15 protein-coding genes are annotated in these 15,397 nt (G+C 67.3%); 7 read left to right on the top strand and 8 right to left on the bottom strand.

Annotated elements, in window-relative coordinates; translation table 11 throughout:
* Positions 1-66: 66 nt before the first annotated feature.
* The 5 genes from T8S45_RS12545 to T8S45_RS12525 are packed head-to-tail and all read right to left on the bottom strand — an operon-like array spanning position 67 to position 6,168.
* Positions 67-579, bottom strand: coding sequence for a GNAT family N-acetyltransferase (locus T8S45_RS12545; protein ID WP_322293967.1), 513 nt, complete (start codon positions 577-579; stop codon positions 67-69).
* A gap of 4 nt (positions 580-583) precedes the next feature.
* The gene (metH, locus tag T8S45_RS12540; protein ID WP_322293966.1) at positions 584-3,211 is read right to left on the bottom strand and encodes a methionine synthase; all 2,628 of its coding nucleotides are present in this window, start codon (positions 3,209-3,211) and stop codon (positions 584-586) included.
* Positions 3,211-4,251 carry a homocysteine S-methyltransferase family protein gene (locus tag T8S45_RS12535; RefSeq protein ID WP_322293965.1) on the bottom strand — a complete coding sequence of 347 codons (1,041 nt, stop codon included), beginning with the start codon at positions 4,249-4,251 and terminating at the stop codon, positions 3,211-3,213. The genes metH and T8S45_RS12535 overlap by 1 nt, the downstream gene beginning before the upstream one ends.
* The gene (metF, locus tag T8S45_RS12530; protein ID WP_322293964.1) at positions 4,244-5,173 is read right to left on the bottom strand and encodes a methylenetetrahydrofolate reductase [NAD(P)H]; all 930 of its coding nucleotides are present in this window, start codon (positions 5,171-5,173) and stop codon (positions 4,244-4,246) included. The genes T8S45_RS12535 and metF overlap by 8 nt, the downstream gene beginning before the upstream one ends.
* Complete coding sequence (locus T8S45_RS12525) at positions 5,170-6,168, bottom strand: ArsR/SmtB family transcription factor (RefSeq protein ID WP_322293963.1); 999 nt, start codon at positions 6,166-6,168, stop codon at positions 5,170-5,172. The genes metF and T8S45_RS12525 overlap by 4 nt, the downstream gene beginning before the upstream one ends.
* A 105-nt stretch (positions 6,169-6,273) precedes the next feature.
* Here T8S45_RS12525 and T8S45_RS12520 point away from each other — a divergent pair, with 105 nt between their 5' ends.
* The 7 genes from T8S45_RS12520 to T8S45_RS12490 all read left to right on the top strand — a co-directional run bounded on the left by T8S45_RS12520 (position 6,274) and on the right by T8S45_RS12490 (position 12,466).
* Positions 6,274-6,600 (top strand): hypothetical protein, encoded by a 327-nt coding sequence (locus T8S45_RS12520; protein ID WP_188640787.1) that lies wholly within the window; start codon positions 6,274-6,276, stop codon positions 6,598-6,600.
* Positions 6,584-6,865: a hypothetical protein gene (locus tag T8S45_RS12515; protein ID WP_322293962.1), complete on the top strand. Its 282-nt coding sequence runs from the start codon at positions 6,584-6,586 to the stop codon at positions 6,863-6,865. The genes T8S45_RS12520 and T8S45_RS12515 overlap by 17 nt, the downstream gene beginning before the upstream one ends.
* A gap of 99 nt (positions 6,866-6,964) precedes the next feature.
* Positions 6,965-7,879, top strand: a complete 915-nt coding sequence (locus T8S45_RS12510; RefSeq protein WP_322293961.1) for an SDR family NAD(P)-dependent oxidoreductase — start codon at positions 6,965-6,967, stop codon at positions 7,877-7,879.
* 11 nt (positions 7,880-7,890) lie between these two features.
* Positions 7,891-9,072 carry an acyl-CoA dehydrogenase family protein gene (locus T8S45_RS12505; protein ID WP_322293960.1) on the top strand — a complete coding sequence of 394 codons (1,182 nt, stop codon included), beginning with the start codon at positions 7,891-7,893 and terminating at the stop codon, positions 9,070-9,072.
* 93 nt (positions 9,073-9,165) lie between these two features.
* Positions 9,166-10,398 (top strand): CoA transferase, encoded by a 1,233-nt coding sequence (locus T8S45_RS12500; protein WP_322293959.1) that lies wholly within the window; start codon positions 9,166-9,168, stop codon positions 10,396-10,398.
* A complete protein-coding gene (locus T8S45_RS12495) occupies positions 10,395-11,618 on the top strand; it encodes an acetyl-CoA C-acetyltransferase (RefSeq protein ID WP_322293958.1) in 1,224 nt (407 codons plus the stop codon). The genes T8S45_RS12500 and T8S45_RS12495 overlap by 4 nt, the downstream gene beginning before the upstream one ends.
* Positions 11,615-12,466, top strand: coding sequence for an HTD2 family dehydratase (locus tag T8S45_RS12490; RefSeq protein WP_322293957.1), 852 nt, complete (start codon positions 11,615-11,617; stop codon positions 12,464-12,466). Before T8S45_RS12495 ends, T8S45_RS12490 begins: the two co-directional genes overlap by 4 nt.
* Here T8S45_RS12490 and arfB read toward each other — a convergent pair.
* Genes arfB through pabB form a run of 3 tightly spaced genes read right to left on the bottom strand, consistent with a single transcriptional unit; the run spans position 12,463 to position 15,339 of the window.
* The gene (gene arfB, locus T8S45_RS12485; RefSeq protein ID WP_229658008.1) at positions 12,463-12,900 is read right to left on the bottom strand and encodes an alternative ribosome rescue aminoacyl-tRNA hydrolase ArfB; all 438 of its coding nucleotides are present in this window, start codon (positions 12,898-12,900) and stop codon (positions 12,463-12,465) included. The two genes, T8S45_RS12490 and arfB, sit on opposite strands and share 4 nt — an antisense overlap.
* The gene (locus tag T8S45_RS12480) at positions 12,887-13,531 is read right to left on the bottom strand and encodes an RluA family pseudouridine synthase (RefSeq protein ID WP_322293956.1); all 645 of its coding nucleotides are present in this window, start codon (positions 13,529-13,531) and stop codon (positions 12,887-12,889) included. The genes arfB and T8S45_RS12480 overlap by 14 nt, the downstream gene beginning before the upstream one ends.
* Positions 13,528-15,339: an aminodeoxychorismate synthase component I gene (gene pabB, locus T8S45_RS12475; RefSeq protein WP_322293955.1), complete on the bottom strand. Its 1,812-nt coding sequence runs from the start codon at positions 15,337-15,339 to the stop codon at positions 13,528-13,530. Before pabB ends, T8S45_RS12480 begins: the two co-directional genes overlap by 4 nt.
* Positions 15,340-15,397 lie beyond the last annotated feature (58 nt).

Below are 15,397 nucleotides of genomic sequence, written 5' to 3'. Positions count from 1 at the left end.
TTAGGAAACCGAGGCGCAGCTTCGCCCCAACACCTTCGTCATCGCGAGCGTGGCAGCCGCGCGGCTTTAAGATCTGGCCGTATGCGGCGGATCGAGCCGGAGATAGACGCTGTCGGTCCATTCCTCGCCGATCTTCCAGGTTCGTCTTTTGCGCCCCGTTTCCTCGAAACCGAGGCGCTTCAGCAAGCCAAGTGAGGCTTCGTTGCGCGGATCGACATCGGCCTCGACATGCGCCAGCCCGTTAACCGCGAAGCCGCGCGCAAGAACGGCCTGCAAGGCCTCGAATGCGAACCCTCGCCGCCAGGCATCCGGATGGAGGATGAAGCCGATTTCCGGGAAGCGATAAAACCCTGCCTTGCCGATCACGCGGCCATCATGCTCGATCACGAAATCCTCGCCCTCGCCGGGGGGGATGTCGACCATCGACCGGAGCCAGTCCCTGCTTTGGGTGCGGTCGCGATGCGGCGGGGTGGACCAATAGGCGGTCGCGCGAGGATCGGAGAGAATCGCGTGGAACGCATCGAGATCATCCATCCGCGCGGGTCGCAGGACGAGCCTTTCGGTCCTCACTTCGCTCACCGCCCTAGTCCAAATTGGGCCGCAGCCAGCGTTCGGCCTGTTCGAGACTTACCCCCCGCCGCGCGGCGTAATCCTCGAGCTGGTCGCGGCCGATCCGGGCGACGCCGAAATACTGCGCTTCGGGATGGCCGAAATAGAACCCGCTGACCGCCGAAGTCGGCAACATGGCGAAGCTCTCGGTCAAAGTGATACCGACGTTCTTCTCGGCATCGAGCAGGCCGAACAGGATCGGTTTGAGCGAATGGTCGGGGCAGGCGGGATAGCCCGGCGCGGGGCGGATGCCGCGATACTGCTCCTTGATCAGCGCTTCGTTGGTGAGCTGCTCGCCCTCGGCATAGCCCCAAAGGTCGGTGCGGACATGCCGGTGCAACCGCTCGGCGAAGGCTTCGGCCAGCCGGTCGGCGAGCGACTTTAGCAGGATGTCCGAATAGTCGTCCTTGTCCTCGCGGAAGCGCTTGGAATGCGGCTCGATCCCGTGGATGCCGACCGCGAAGCCGCCGATCCAGTCGCCCGCCGGATCGATGAAATCGGCGAGGCACATGTTCGCCCGGTCGCGCGACTTGCGCACCTGCTGGCGGAGGAAGGGGAGCACGGTGTGCGTGTCGCCGTCCTCGTCGTGCAGCGTGACGTCGTCGTCGTCGCGCGCGCAGGGCCAGAACCCTGCCACGCCCTTCGCCACCAGCCATTTCTCGGCCACGATCGTGTCGAGCATGGCATCGGCATCGCGCTTCAAATCGCGCGCGGTCTCGCCGACCACCTCGTCTTCGAGGATCGAGGGATAGGTGCCGTGCAATTCCCAGGCGCGGAAGAACGGGGTCCAGTCGATATAGTCGCGCAGGTCGGCGAGGTCCCAATCCTCGAACACGTGGCGGCCCGGCTGCAGCGGCGGCGCGGGCTTGTCGCTGTAGAACGGATCGTAGTGGTTGGCGCGCGCCTCCTCGAGGCTCAGCAGCACGCTGGGGGACTTGCCCGCGCGCGCATCGCGCACCTTGCGATATTCGCCCGCCGTGTCTGCGACGAAGCCGGCCTTCTGCGTATCCGACAGCAGCTTGCTCGCGACACCTACAGCACGGCTCGCATCGAGCACGTGGACCACCGGACCGTCATAGGCCGGATCGATCTTCAGCGCGGTGTGGACCTTGCTGGTGGTCGCCCCGCCGATCAGCAGCGGGATATCCATGCCGGCGACCTTCATCTCCTCGGCCACGGTCACCATCTCGTCGAGCGAGGGAGTGATCAGGCCCGACAGGCCGATCATGTCCGCCTTTTCCTCGCGCGCGGTCTCGAGAATCTTGGGCCACGGCACCATCACGCCGAGGTCGATCACGTCGTAGCCGTTGCACTGGAGCACGACGCCGACGATGTTCTTGCCGATATCGTGGACGTCGCCCTTCACGGTCGCCATCACGATCTTGCCCTTGGCCTTCTGCTCGGCCGCCGGGAGCTTGTCCTTCTCGGCCTCGATGAAGGGGATCAGATGGGCGACCGCCTTCTTCATCACGCGGGCGGATTTGACCACCTGGGGGAGGAACATCTTGCCGCTGCCGAACAGGTCGCCGACGACGTTCATCCCGTCCATCAGCGGCCCCTCGATCACCTCGATCGGGCGCCCGCCCGCGGCCGCGACCAGCTCGCGCGCTTCCTCGGTATCGTCGACCACATGCGCGTCGATGCCCTTGACCAGCGCGTGTTCGAGCCGCTTCTTGACGTCCCAGCCGCGCCATTCCTCGGCCGCCTTTTCCTCCGCCGCCGACTTGCCCTTGTAGCTCTCGGCGAGTTCGATCAGTCGCTCCGTGGCATCCGGGCGGCGCGCCAGGATCACGTCCTCGCAGGCCTCGCGCAAGGTCGGGTCGATCTGGTCGTAGACGTCGAGCTGCCCGGCATTCACGATCGCCATGTCGAGCCCCGCGGGGATCGCGTGGTAGAGGAACACCGAGTGCATCGCGCGGCGCACGGTCTCGTTGCCGCGGAAGCTGAAGCTGAGGTTCGACAACCCGCCGCTGGTCTTGGCGTGCGGGCAGGCCGCCTTGATCTCCTTCACCGCCTCCAGGAAATCGAGCCCGTAGCGATCGTGCTCCTCGATCCCCGTCGCGACCGCGAAGATATTGGGATCGAAGATGATGTCCTCGGGCGGGAAACCGATCCCGGTGAGCAGGTCGTAGGCGCGCGTGCAGATCTCGACCTTGCGGTCCTTCGTGTCGGCCTGGCCCGTCTCGTCGAACGCCATGACGACCGCGGCGGCACCGTAATCCATACAGGTGCGCGCATGGGCGAGGAATTCCTCCTCGCCTTCCTTCATGCTGATCGAATTGACGATCGGCTTGCCCGAGACGCATTTGAGGCCGGCCTCGATCACCGCGAATTTGGAACTGTCGATCATCACCGGCACGCGCGCGATATCGGGCTCGGCGGCGATCAGCTTGAGGAAGGTTGTCATCGCCTGCTCGGCATCGAGCAGGCCCTCGTCCATGTTGACGTCGATCACCTGCGCGCCGTTCTCGACCTGCTGGCGCGCGACCTCGACCGCGGCCGTGTAGTCGTCGGACATGATCAGCTTCTTGAAGCGCGCCGATCCGGTGACGTTGGTGCGCTCGCCGATATTGACGAAATTGGCAGTGCTTGTGTCGGTCATCAGGCTGCGAGAGTGAAGGGTTCGAGGCCAGCAAGGCGCATCTTGGTGTCTTTCTGCGGGATTTCGCGCGGATCGTGGCCCGCGACGGCCTCGGCCATCGCAGCGATGTGTTCGGGGGTCGAGCCGCAGCACCCGCCGAGGATGTTGACCCGCTTGTGATCGGCCCACGGCTTGATCAGAGACGCGGTGGTTCCGGGTAGCTCGTCATACTCGCCGAGTTCGTTCGGCAGCCCGGCATTGGGATAGGCGAGCAGCAGCGTGTCGGCGATCTTGGAGAGCAACTGGACGTGCGGCCGCAACTGGTCGGCGCCGAAGCTGCAATTGAGACCGATCGCGACCGGATCGGCATGGCGCACCGCGTTCCAGAACGCTTCGACCGTGTGCCCCGAGAGGTTGCGGCCCGACAGATCGGTCAGCGTCATCGAGATCATCAGCGGGATATCGCGATCCATCTCGGCAGCCAGTTCGCGCACCGCCATGATCGCCGCCTTGCAGTTGAGCGTATCGAAAACGGTTTCGACGAGGATGAAATCGACCCCGCCCTCGACCAGCGCGGTCGCCTGTTCGCGATAGACCTCCTTGATCTGGTCGAAGGTCACCTCGCGGAAGCCCGGGTCCTCGACTTGCGGAGAAAGCGACAGCGTCTTGTTGGTCGGGCCCATCGCGCCCGCTACGAAGCGTGGCACGCCGTCGTCGCGCGCATCGACCGCCTCGCGCATGATCTTCGCCGCCGCGACATTGATATCGTGGACGAGGTCTTGCGCACCGTAATCGGCCTGGCTGATGCGATTGGCGTTGAAGGTGTTGGTCGCGAGCAAGTGCGCGCCGGCATCGATATAGCTGTCGCAGATCTCGCGGATCAGCTGCGGCCGGGTGAGGTTGACGAGATCGTTGTTACCCTTCTGGTCGAGGTCCAGCTCGTAATCGCCGCGATAGCCTTCCTCGTCCAGCTTGGCGCGCTGGATAGCGGTGCCATAGGGCCCGTCCTTGATCAGGATCCGCTCGCGCGCGGCGGCGCGGATTTCGGCGCGCTTATCCATCGACCTGTTCCTTCGGGCGCATACCGAGCATGTGGCAGATCGCGTAGCTCAGCTCGGCACGGTTGAGCGTGTAGAAGTGGAATTGCCGCACCCCGCCCGCATAGAGGCGGCGGCACAGTTCGGCGGCGATCGTGGCGGAGACCAGCTGGCGCGCATCGGGACGATCGTCGAGCCCTTCGAACAGGCCCTCCATCCAGTCGGGTATCGCGGTGCCGCACAGATCGCTCATCCGCTGGACCGCGGCGAAGCTCATCACCGGCATGACTCCGGGCACGATCTCGCCCTCGATCCCCGCCGCGGCGGCGCGATCGCGGAAGGCGAAGAAGCATTGCGGGTCGAAGAAGAACTGGGTGATCGCGCGGGTCGCCCCGGCATCGAACTTGGCCTTGAGGTTGTCGAGGTCGGCCTGGCTGTCGGGGCTGTCGGGATGCACCTCGGGATAGGCCGCGACCGAGATCTCGAAATCGGCGACCTGTTTCAGCCCGCCGATCAGCTCGATCGCATTGGCATAGCCGCCCGGATGCGGCGTGTAGATCCCGCTGCCGTCCGACGGATCGCCGCGCAGCGCGACGATGTGGCGGATGCCGCTTTCCCAGTAGTGGCGCGCGACCGCATCGACTTCCTCGCGGGTCGCGTCGACGCAGGTGAGGTGCGCGGCGGCGGGAATCCCGGTCTGGTTCTGGATCCGGACCACCTCGTCATGCGTGCGCTCGCGGGTCGATCCGCCCGCGCCATAGGTGACCGAGATGAAGCGCGGCCCGAGCGGGGCGAGCGTATCGACGCTGGCGCGCAGGGTCTCGGCCATCTTCTCGGTCTTGGGCGGGAAAAATTCGAACGACACGTCGAGGTCGCCGGGCAGACCGGAAAAGAGCGGGCTGTCGAGCGCGGTGCGTGCTTCGTCCATCTGCTCGAGCGAGATCATCGGGTTAGCTCCTGCGCCTTGCGCGCGGTTCGGGTGGGGGTGCGACGGCCCGTGCGTTTGGCGGTCCAGATCTTGACGGTCAGCGGCTTGCCGGGAAGCGCGTGCGCCTGTTCGGGGGCGAAGCCGGCGTCGGCCAGCAGACCGAGCATCTGTTCATCGGAAAACCCGAGGCGGGCGTGCTGGTGCTGCTGGCGCAGTTCCTCGCGCTCGTGCGCGGCGAAATCGACGATCGCGATCGTCGCGCCCTCGCGCGCAACCCGCGCCGCCTCCGCCAGCGCGCCCTGCGGCTCCTGCGCATAGTGCAGAACCTGGTGGAACAGCACGGTGTCGACCGAGGCGTCGTCGAGCGGGAGCGCGGCGAAATCGCCCTGCACGATATCGAGCCGGTCGGCCGCGAGGTGCTGGAGCCGTGCGCGCGCGAGCCGCAGCATTTCGGGGCTCTTGTCGAGCGCGACCACGCTGTCCGCGCGCGGGGCGAAAAGCTCGGCCATCCGCCCGGTACCGGTGCCGATATCGAGCAGCGCCCCGAGACCGTCGTCGCCGAGCGCCTTGCCGAGCGCCTGCTCGACCGGGGCGTCGGGCGCGTGCAGCACCCGCAACCGGTCCCATTCCTCGGCATGGGCGGCGAAATATTCGGCTGCGCGGTCCTCGCGCGCAGCGCGAATCGCGGCGAGGTTGCGGCGATCCTCGGCGCAGCGCGCGGCGAAGGCATCGTCGCTGTCCTCGGCGGCGCTCAGCAATCGCGCGATGGCGGCGGCGAGACCGGGACCTTCCGCGCTCCCGATCAATTGCCGCAGGAACACCCAGCTGCCCTCCTTGCGCCGCTCGGCAAGGCCCGCATCGCACAGGATCCTGGCATGGCGCGAGACGCGCGGCTGGCTTTGTCCGAGCACCTGCGCGAGCTCGCCGATCGCCAGCTCCATCGCCGCCAGCAGCCGCATGATCCGCAGCCGGGTCGGGTCCGCAAGCGCGCGCAAGGTGGGTTCGATCCGCATCGTCGGACCACATATAAAGAAAGCTTTATATCATACAAGCGGGTTTGCCGGGACCCGACCGACGCCTATATGCGTTGGCGCAACCTCAAGGCTTGGGAGAATTCCATGAAGAAGATCATCGCCATTTCCGCCGCTCCGTTCGTCCTCGCGCTCGCTGCCTGCGGCAGCGATTCCTCCGATGCGGGCGAGGAAATCGCCGGCGACGACGTAGAGGAAGTGGCCGAGGATGCGCTCGCCGACGTGCCCGAAGATGCGGAGCCGGTCGAAGTCGGCACCGCCGACGCCGCGCCCGCCGGCGAAGCACCCGAGACGCGCCGCCGCACGCTCGAGGAATCGGGCGATCGCGCCGCCAGCACCGCCGCCGAGATCGATGCCGCGATCGAGGCCGAGCTCGGCCAGGCCGAAGACGCGCGCGATGCGGAAGCCGAATAAGACGTTGGAGTCCAACAAGGCATGGGCGGCGCTGCTCGTCGCGGCGCCGCTGGCCCTCGCGGGCTGCGACAAGCCCGACAATGCGCCCGGACCCGGCGGAGTCTCGATGGGCGAGGCGCGCGCGCTCGATCGCGCCGCCGAGGTGATCGAGGACCGCGCGGTCGAAGTGCCCGAGCCTGACGCAACAGCCCCGGACAATACCGAAGGCACGCCGCTCGAAGTCGAATCGACCGCACCGCCGATCGCCGATGAGACGGCAGACTAGGCCGGTCCGGCCGCTGATCCGAACCGCCGATTGACGCCGCGGCGCGGCTGCGGCATTCCCGCCTTCGAATTAATCGAACGATTAAACGAAGGAGCGGCAATGGGAATTCTCGAAGGCAAGGTCGTCGCGGTTACCGGCGCTGGGCGCGGAATCGGGCGCGAGATCGCGCTGCTCTGCGCCAAGGAAGGCGCGAGCGTCGTCGTCAACGATCCGGGCGTCGGCGGCGAAGGCGAAGGCGGCGATTCCGGTCCTGCCGAAACCACTGCGGGCGATATCCGCGAGGCGGGCGGCAAGGCTCAGGCCAACCTCGCCAGCGTCGCCGATCCCGCCGGAGCGGCGTCGATCGTCGAGGACGCGGTCCAGGCCTTCGGGCGGATCGACGCGGTGGTGAACAATGCCGGCATCCTGCGCGACCGCATCTGGCACAAGATGAGCCACGAGGACTGGCAGGCGGTCATCGACGTCCACCTGCACGGCTGCTTCAACACCTCGAAGGCCGCGACCCCCTATTTCAAGGAGCAGGGTTCGGGCGCGCTGGTCCACTTCACCTCCACCAGCGGGTTGATCGGCAATATCGGCCAGGCGAACTATTCCGCCGCAAAGCTTGGCATCGTCGGCCTGTCGCAATCGATCGCGCTGGATGCCTCGCGCTATGGCGTGCGCTCGAACTGCATCGCGCCGTTTGCGTGGAGCCGGATGACCGCGAGCATCCCGACCAGTGGCGAAGGTGCCGAAGAACGGGTCAAGCGGCTGCAATCGATGGGCGCGGAGAAGATCGCCCCGCTCGCCGCCTATCTCTGCTCCGACGCGGCACAGGCAGTCACCAACCAGATCTTCGCCGTGCGCCGCAACGAGATCGTGCTGTTTTCCAAGCCGCGCCCGGTGCGCAGCTTTGCCAAGGACGGCGGCTGGACCCCGCAGGAGATCGCCGACATCGCGATGCCCGCCTTCGAGCCCGATTTCGCACGCGGCGACGAAGTCTCCGCCCACGTCTTCCCCTACGACCCGATCTGAGGAGTACCTGCATGGCCGCCAGCAATCCCGGCATGGACGAAGACGTCTTCGGGCAGTTCCTCGACCAGCTCGACCGTTATGTCCGCGAGCGCCTGCTCCCCGCCGAGCCGGACGTCATCGCGAACGACAAGGTCCCCGACGACATCCTCGAGGAAATGAAGGAGATGGGACTGTTCGGGCTGACCGTGCCCGAGGAGCATGGTGGCGCGGGGCTCAACACCAGCCAGTATGCGCAAGTGGTCTACACCATGGCCTATGCCGCGCCCGCCTTCCGTTCGATCTTCTCGATCAACGTGGGCATGTTCAATTCCGCGCTCAAGAACGGCGGGACACCAGAGCAGCAGGCCGAATGGTGGCCGCGCATCGCGGGCGGCGAAATCGCCTGTTTCGGCCTGACCGAGCCGGGCAGCGGATCGGACAGCGCGGCGATGCAGACGACGGCGAAACCCGATCCGGACGGAAACGGCTGGATCCTCAACGGGACGAAGCGCTACATCACCAACGCCCCGCATGCCGATGTCGCGCTGATCATGGCGCGTACCGAGAAGGAGGCGCTGCCCAAGAACGCGCATGTCAGCGCCTTCCTCGTGCCGATGGACACGCCGGGCGTGTCGACCGGCAGCCCCGACAGGAAGATGGGGCAGGCGGGTGCGCATATCGCAGACGTGATGCTCGACGACGTCCACGTCCCGGGCGACGCGCTGCTCGGCGGCGAGACCGGCAAGGGCTTCCGCTTCGCGATGATGAGCCTCGACAATGGCCGCATCTCGGTCGGCGCGGCCTCCGCCGGCTATGCTCGCCGCGCGCTCGATTCCGCACTCAAATACGCGACCGAGCGCAAGGCCTTCGGCGAGCCGATCGCGAACTTCCAGCTGATCCAGCAGATGCTCGCCGAAAGCGAGACCGAGATCTACGCCGCCGAATGCATGATGCGCGACGTGACGGCGCGGGTCGACCGCGGTGAGAACACGATCCGGCAGGCCGCAGCGTTCAAGGTGTTCGCCTCCGAGATGTGCGGTCGGGTGATGGACCGCGTGGTCCAGATCTACGGCGGTGCGGGCTATCTCGCCGAATACGACGCCGAACGCTTCTTCCGCGATGCGCGAATCTACCGCATCTACGAAGGGACGACGCAGATCCTGCAATTGCAGATCGCCAAGCACATGCTGCGTGATTTCCAGGCCAACGTATGATGCAGGACGATCGTCATTCCCGCGCAGGCGGGAATCTTGAGCGGCCAACGCCGCGCGGGAGGCCCTGGATCCCCGCCTGCGCGGGGATGGCGAATGTATAGGCTGCTGGACGGCCTTTCCATCATCGAGGCCTCGAGCTTCGTCGCCTCGCCCACGGCGGGGCTCTATTGCGCACAGATGGGAGCCGAGGTCATCCGCGTCGACCAGGTCGGCGGCGGGCTCGACTACGATCGCTACATGCGCACGACCGAAGGCCGCTCGCTCAGCTGGGAGAATTTGAACCGCGCCAAGAAGAGCGTCGCGCTCGACCTGCACTCGGGCGAGGGGCGCGAATTGCTGGTCGAACTGGCAGCCAAGACCGGCCAGCTGATTACCAACTTTCCCGAGAAGAGCTTCCTCTCGCACGCGGCGCTCGAAGCCCGGCGCAAGGACATGATCACAGCGCGGATCATGGGCTGGCACGACGGGCGGCAGGCGATGGATTTCACCGTCAACGCCGCGTCGGGCTATCCGCTGATGACCGGACCCGAGGAGTGGGACACCGAGACCGCGCCGCCGGTCAACCAGCTACTCCCGGCGTGGGATTTCATCACCGGCGCCTACACCGCCTTCGCGCTGCTCGCGGCGCTGCGTCACCGCGACGCGACCGGCAAAGGTGGCGAGGTGCGCGTGCCCTTGGGCGACGTCGCGATCGGCACCGTCGCCAATTCGGGCGCGATGGCGGAAATGCTTTATCGCGGGGGCAATCGCGAGCGGCTCGGCAATGCGATCTGGGGCGCGTTCGGACGCGATTTCACGAGCCGCGACGGCACCCGCTTCATGGTAGCCGCGCTGACCGACAAGCAGTGGCGCGCACTCGTCTCCGCCTTCGATATCTCCGGCGATATCGCCGCGATCGAGACGAAGCACGGCGTCAGCTTCGCAGCCGGCGACCACGAGCGTTACGTTCACCGCCACGAATTGTTCGCCCTGCTGCAGGACAGGATCGGGCGCCATGACTGGCCCGAGTGGGAGCGCAGGCTCAGCGCAGCCGGTGCGACTTTCGAACGCTATCGCACCATGCACGAGGCGGCGAGCGACCCGCAGCTCGTCACCGACAATCCCTTCTTCGGCCCGCCGACCGACAATCCGAGCGGCTTTTCCTATCCCTCGCCCGGGGCCTTCGCCAACCTGCCCGCGCAGGACCGCGGCGCGCCCGAGCCCGCGCCCTATCTCGGTGAGGACACCGAACAGGTGCTCGCCGACGTGCTCGGACTGCCGGGCGGTGCTATCGCAAAATTGATCGATGCCGGCACGGTCGGCACCAGTGACAAGGACAGAATATGAGACGCGTCGCCATCTGCTCGCCCCTTCGCACGCCCGTAGGCAAGTTCCTCGGCACCCTCGCCCCGCTCACCGCGGGCGACCTGGGCGCGGCGATCCTCAAGGCGCTGGTCGAGCGCAGCGGGGTCGATCCGGAGCGCGTCGACGATGTCGTATTCAGCCAAGGCTATGGCAGCGCGGAGGCACCCGCGATCGGCCGCTGGGCGTGGCTCGCCGCCGGCCTGCCGATCGAGGTCCCCGGCTACCAGCTCGACCGCCGCTGCGGCTCGGGCCTGCAGGCGGTCGTCAACGCGGCCATGATGGTGCAGACCGGCGCCGCCGACTGCGTGGTCGCGGGCGGATGCGAGAGCATGTCCAATGTCGAGCACTACACCACCGACATCCGCCAGGGCGTGAAGGCGGGCAACGTCACGCTGCACGACCGGCTGACGCGCGGCCGCCTGATGAGCCAGCCGCAGGAGCGGTTCGGCGTGATCTCCGGAATGATCGAGACCGCCGAGAATCTCGCGAAGGATTACAATATCTCGCGCGAGGCATCGGATGAATTCGCGGTGCGCTCGCACCGGCGCGCTGCCGCCGCGTGGGACGAAGGCAAGTTCGACGATTACATCGTCCCGCTCGAAGTCCCGCAGCGCCGCAAGGACCCGATCCGCTTTGGGAAGGACGAGGGTATCCGCCCCGATGCGAGCATGGAAAGCATGGGCGGATTGCGCGCGATCGAGGGACGTACGAACCCCGACGCCATCGTCACCGCGGGCAATGCCAGCCAGCAGAACGACGCCGCCGCCGCCTGCCTCGTCGTCGCCGAGGACATGGTCGAGGAACTCGGCCTCACCCCGCTATTGTGGTTCGATAGCTGGGCCGCAGCCGGCTGCGACCCCTCGCGCATGGGGATCGGCCCGGTCCCCGCGGTCGAAAAACTGTTCGCGCGCTCGGGCCGGAGCTGGGACGATCTCGACCTCGTCGAATTGAACGAGGCTTTCGCGCCGCAGGTGCTCGCCGTGCTGAAAGGCTGGGGCTGGAGCGAGGATGACAGTCGCCGGGACATGCTCAACGTCAACGGCTCGGGCATCTCGCTCGGGCATCCGATCGGCGCGACCGGGCTGCGCATCCTCGCCGACATGGCGTACGAAATGCAGCGCCGCGACGCGCGCTTCGGGCTCGAGACGATGTGCATCGGCGGCGGTCAGGGCATCGCCGCGATCTTCGAGCGCGCGGCTTGAGCGACTGGTCGGCCTGGATCGGCCGCGAGGAGCGGCGGACCGACACGCTCGACCCGGCGCTCGCCGCGCGCTGGCTCGCGACTTTCGACCGTGCCGCCCCCGCCGACGGCACGCTGCCGCAAGGCATCCACTGGTGCCTCTGCACGCCCGACGCGCCGACCGCGATGCTCGGCGCCGACGGTCATCCGCAGCGCGACGAGAGCGAGGACAGCTTCTTCCCCCCGATCCCGCTGCCGCGCCGCATGTGGGCCTCGAGCGAGGTCGAATTCCTCGCGCCGCTCGCCCCCGGTGACGCGATCGAGCGGGTCAGCAGCATTGACAGTATCGCCGAGAAGGAAGGGCGCAGCGGCAAGCTCGCTTTCGTCACCGTCGCGCATGAAACGGCAGCCAACGGCGTCGCAGCGGTGCGCGAGAAGCAGCACCTGGTCTATCGCGAGGCCGCCGCGCCCGATGCGCCGCTGGTCCCCCCCGAGGGCGACGGTGACGGCTTCGACGGCAGCGTATGGGACGTGGTGCGCGAGCTCACGCCGAAGCCGCCGCTGCTGTTCCGCTATTCGGCGCTGACCTTCAACACGCACCGCATTCACTACGACGCGCCCTATGCGCGCGGTGTCGAGCGTTATCGCGGCCTCGTGGTCCACGGGCCGCTGATGGCAACGCTGCTGCTCGACCTCGCGGCGCAGGAGCTCGGACCGAACGCGGTCACCCGCTTCGCTTTCCGCGCGGTCTCGCCCGCAATCGCGGGGGACAAGCTGCTGCTGGCGATGAAACGCGAGGGCGAAGACCTCACGCTCGGCGTCTTCGCCGCCGATGGTCGCCAAGTGGTGAAGGCCGAAGCAGCGCTCTAATAGTCGCCCGGTTTCACTGCGCCGCGCTTGGCCTTGATCGCGCCGCGCTGCTTCTTCTTGTCGAGCCGTTTGGCTTTGCCCACTCGGTTGAGGCGCGATTTCTTGCGCTTCTTGGGCTCGTGAAACGCCTCGCGCAGCAGCTCTTCCAGCCGCTCGCGCGCGTCGGCGCGGTTACGCTCCTGCGTACGGTGCGACCGCGCCGTGATCAGGATCTCACCCGCATCGGTCCACTTGCTACCGGCCAGCTTCTGGAGTCGCTTGAACACCGGCACCGGGAGGCGCAGCGCATAGGCGTTGACGCGCAATTGCACCGCGGTGGCTACCTTGTTGACGTTTTGCCCGCCGGGCCCCGAACCGGCGACGAAGCTTTCTTCGGCACTGGCGTGGGCGCGGCTTATCGCCTCTTCACGGCCTGCAACATCATGGGGCGACAAAGCCCAGCTCCGCAAAGCGCGCGGGAAACGGCGCGCTGGCCTCGATCGGGGTCTTGCCCTCGCGGTGGAGCACGAGCCCGGCGGCGTGCAGCATGGTCTGCTGCCCCTTGCCGTAGACCGGGTCGCCGAGCAGCGGCGCCCCGAGCCCTTCGACCGCGTGCACGCGTAGCTGGTGGGTGCGCCCGGTCTCGGGGCGGAATTCGACCAGCGTGTTGCCGCCGACCACCTGCAGCGCTCGCCAGTGGCTGATCGAGGGCTTGCCCTTCTTCGCCGCGATCATCCGCCAGCCGCCCTGCTTCGAGCTGATCTTCGCCAGCGCGAGCTCGATCGTCCCCTCGCCCTCGATCTCGCCCGCGACCACGCCGAGATAAAGCTTCTCGACCTGCCGCTCCTCGAACGCGCGAGCGAAGCGCTTCAATGCCTTGGGATTGCGCGCGAGCAGCAGGCAGCCGCTGGTATCGGTATCGAGCCGGTGAACCGGCACCGGGGCGCGCTGGAAGCCTAGCTTGAGGGCGTCGAGATGCTCCTCGAGGCTTGACCCGCCGCGACGAGGGCGATCGACCGACAGGCCCGCGGGCTTGTCGATGACGAGCGCTTCGCCGTCCTCGTAAAGGATGTCGGGCGCGCTCATCGGTCGATCAATTCGGCAGCGACGAGCCCGCGCACCGCATTGCCGAGCAGGAAACCGCCCGCCAGGTCATCGAGCGTCAGCGGTGCCTCGACCGCGCGGCCCTGCTCGATCAGCGAGCGCCGCAGCACGCCGGGCAGCAACCCGTCGGCGAGCGGCGGGGTAATCAGCATATCGTCTCGTTCGACGAACACCGACCAGATCGTGCCTTCGGTCACCTGCCCGTCGTCGCGCAGGAAGATCGCGTCGTCCGCGCCCGCCTCCTGCGCGATCTCGCGCGCCTGTTCGTAGAAGCCGCGATCGGTCGACTTGTGGCGCAGGCGCCAGTCGCCGGGATCGACCGGCAAGCGCAGCACCGCGCAGCGCAGCGGGCGCTCTGCCGGGTCGGGGAGCGCCCGCATCTCGAGCGAGAAGCGGCCCGATCGCGCGACCAGCAGCCGCATCCTCGCCGGCGCCTCGGCGGCGAAGCTCAGGGCCTGGATCGCGTTGCGCACTTCGTGGCGGTCGAAGGCGAAACCGAAGGTCCGCGCGCTTTCGCCGACCCGTTCAAGGTGGAAATCGAGCAGTGGAACGCCTTCTTCGGGAGAAAAGCGCATCGTTTCGATGAGGTCGAAGCTGGCCGCTGCGCTGCTACGCACGAATTCTCCCTTCACCAGGCACTCGCGCCATTCGGCGAGGCCCTCGGAATCGGCGACCACCGCCGATCCCACACCCATGATCGCGTGCCCGCGCCCATTCAGTCCGGGTGCGACGCGCAGGGTCCGGATTGCCACATTGAAGGCCGCTTCGCCAGCCGCATTCTCGCCGCGAACGCCACTTTGCGGCGGGTCGATCCGACCGATCGCGCCGCAATAGGGGCCGCGCGCATCGCGTTCGACCTCGGCGATCAGCTCCATCGCGCGCAGCTTCGGCGCACCCGTGATCGACCCGCAGGGAAACAGCGCGCGCAGCATGTCGGCGATCCCGGCTTCGGGTCGCAGGTCGGCGCGAACCTCGCTCACCATCTGGTGCACGCTGGGATAGCTTTCGACCGCGAACAGTCGATCGGTCCGCACGCTGCCCGGCCGCGAGACGCGCGACAGATCGTTGCGCAACAGGTCGACGATCATCAGGTTCTCGGCGCGATCCTTGACCGATCCGGCCAGTTCCCTGCGCAGTGCCGCATCTTCGTCTGCGTCGCGTCCGCGCGGGCGGGTGCCCTTCATCGGCTTGACCCGCACCCGCTCGCCATCCTGCGCGAAAAACAGTTCGGGCGAGAAGCTGAGCAGCCAGTCACTGCCGTCGAACACCACCCCGCCATAGCCCGCCGCGGCACGCCCGCGGATCGCGGCATAGAGCGCGCGCGGATCGCCGTGCATGCGCGCGACGAGCGGGAAGGTGAGGTTCGCCTGGTAGATATCACCCGCCCGGATCGCCTCCTGCAACCGGGCGAAGGCGGCGAGGTAGCGCCCTTGCGACACGCCCGGTTCGAACGGACCGATCCGCGCCCTGTCGTCGGGCCAGCCGGGCGGGAGCGTGCCGGGTGCGAAACTCTCGTAACCGTCGAACGCGCCGAACCAGACCAGCGGGCCGGCTCCGGTGCGGGGTTCAAGCAGCGGCGCGAGCCGGTCTTCGAGCGCATAGCCAGCCTCGTAGGCGATATAGCCAGCGAGGTGCCGGCCCTGCGCGCGGAGCGCCTCGATCCGCGCCAGCGCCGGTGCGACCTCCTCGCGATTGCGCGCCACCACCAGCTCGATAGGGTCGCGATAGAGCCGCGTCGGGGCCGCGCCTTGCTCGCGCGCGTCGTCCAGCAGGATGAAGGGGCTCTGCATCGCGGCTGCCCTAGCGGGCATTTGGGGCTTTGCAAAAGCGATCCGGTGCCGCCAGACA

The organism is Pseudoblastomonas marina, from assembly GCF_034374265.1.
Classification (GTDB): Bacteria; Pseudomonadota; Alphaproteobacteria; order Sphingomonadales; family Sphingomonadaceae; genus Alteriqipengyuania_A; species Alteriqipengyuania_A marina.
The sequence above is the reverse complement of the archived record's forward strand: the minus strand, read 5'-3'. Positions and strand labels throughout refer to the sequence as shown.